Origin of the sequence: Streptomyces sp. JW3 (assembly GCF_052216785.1) — a bacterium.
In the GTDB taxonomy this organism is placed as follows: Bacteria; Actinomycetota; Actinomycetes; order Streptomycetales; family Streptomycetaceae; genus Streptomyces.
In genome coordinates this window covers 1-1,670 of record NZ_JBQOUX010000235.1, presented here as the reverse complement: position 1 = coordinate 1,670, position 1,670 = coordinate 1, and the positions used below count along the sequence as shown (strand labels likewise).

Annotated in this window: 1 protein-coding gene and 2 pseudogenes; all 3 read left to right on the top strand. The window is 74.2% G+C overall.

The genetic code is table 11. The features are described 5' to 3' along the window. Positions 1-188: 188 nt before the first annotated feature. Positions 189-317 (top strand): annotated as a pseudogene (locus ACTT8P_RS38250) (RNA polymerase subunit sigma-24); the annotation flags it as partial. Next, positions 315-629 (top strand): annotated as a pseudogene (locus ACTT8P_RS38245) (ABC transporter permease); the annotation flags it as partial. The pseudogenes ACTT8P_RS38250 and ACTT8P_RS38245, both read left to right, overlap by 3 nt. A 320-nt stretch (positions 630-949) precedes the next feature. Next, positions 950-1,627: a hypothetical protein gene (locus ACTT8P_RS38240; protein ID WP_442836393.1), complete on the top strand. Its 678-nt coding sequence runs from the start codon at positions 950-952 to the stop codon at positions 1,625-1,627. The last annotated feature ends 43 nt before the right edge of the window (positions 1,628-1,670 follow it).

The following is a 1,670-nucleotide window of genomic DNA, read 5'->3' as shown; positions in this document are numbered from 1 at the left end:
GCCGACGGACGCCCGGGTGGGGGAGGGGTTCCGTTCGTTGCGACCGAGTAAGCGGCGGGCTGCGCCGTACCCCCACGACCCGCTCCCGTCGTCTCGCGGCCGCGGGTCGTCGTGCCTTCACGGCCGCTCCCGTCGTCTCGCGGCTGTGTCGTGTGAACCGGTTGGGGGCGCTCGTGCGATGAGGGGAGGTGAGCGGAACGAGAAGCGACGGGGAGCTGTTGCGCGCCGTCGCGGGCGACGGTGACCGGCGGGCCTTCGAGGAGCTGTACCGGCGGTACGCGCCGTGGCTGACGGCCCGGCTGCGGGGGCGCTGTGCCGGCGGCTCCGCGCACGACCGGCCGCTGCTCGTACGGCAGCGCATCGACGCCCGCTACGGCCCGTACACCGACGCCGCGATCGAACCGGCCACCCGCCGCAACCAGGTGACCGTCGGCACCGACTGGGGCGGCAACCGGGTGCCGGAGTTCTCCGCCGCGGTGGCCGCCGTGCTGGTCACCGGCAGCGAGCGGGCGGCCGGCGCGGTCTGCGACGGGCGGATGGTGACCATCATGTGGCTGGCGCTGAGCTGGCAGGACGACGAGCTGGACGCCCTGCGCCGGGTCCGCCTCGACGACAGCGTCGAGGGGTCGGGGGGCGGCGGCGGGGCTGCTGGGCGCGGCGGTCGCCGGTCCGCTGCTGGTGCCGGCCCGCTGGGCGATGTTCGTGCAGGCCGGCGATCCGCGCTGGTCCGCGTCGCACGACCGGTGGGCCGTCGTCCTGGTGGTGGCGGTGGGCGTGTGGGGCGTGTGCACCCGTGAGGCCGGGCGGCGCCGGCCACGTCGAACATGACGGCCTTGTACTACTTTTAACTCGTTTGGCTGAGTGTGTGGCGTCTTCTGTCTGCGGCATTGACGGTCGGGCATCAGGGGGTTGTCAGGGCACCAACAATCACCCAGTTCGGGAGGATTTCATGGCCAGGCTTCCATCCCCCGGAGCCTCCTACGACCGGAGCGTGTCCGCCGAGGGCACCCGGATCGAGGACGGCGACTCCACCTACACCGTCGACCTGCGCGGTCACGTGCGGTTCGAGATCCGCGACAGCGATGACGACGACGACCGGGACCGGGACCGCGACCGGGACCGGGACCGGGACCGGACCGTCCGGGCGGTCGTCACCCGGTTCCGGATGACCGGGGACCCCGAGTCCGACGACGATTCCGACCTGCCCGGCGAGATCATCGTCGAGCTGGACGACGACCGGGACGACGACGACCACGAGGACGACCGGGACAACCTCATCCGGCTCACCGACGACGACCGGCTCGAGCACCTCCTGGCGCTCGGCCTGCGGGTGACCCTCGGCCGCCGGCGCCGGGACGCGTCCGGCGCGCAGGCGCCCGGCGCGGAGGCGGCCGACGCGGAGGCACGCCGGCGGCGGGTCCTGCGGACGCGGGAGCCGGCCCGGCTCCGCGGCCGTGACCTGGACCGGTTCCCGCCGGACCGGGACGACGAGTACCGGCTGCGGCGCGCCGTCGACCTGTACGACCGGGACGACTCCGACCGCGACGACTCCGACCGGGTCGCCGCCACGATCGAAAGGTTCCCGCTCGAGTTCGGCGGCCGCCGCGACGACGACGACGACAACTGACCGCCCTCACCCCATCGACGGGGGCCGGCCTCCGCCCGGGCCC

Coding starts and splice junctions, on each gene's coding strand:
- ACTT8P_RS38240 (WP_442836393.1), top strand. CDS start 950: ATGGCCAGGCTTCCATCCCCCGGAGCCTCCTACGACCGGAGCGTGTCC.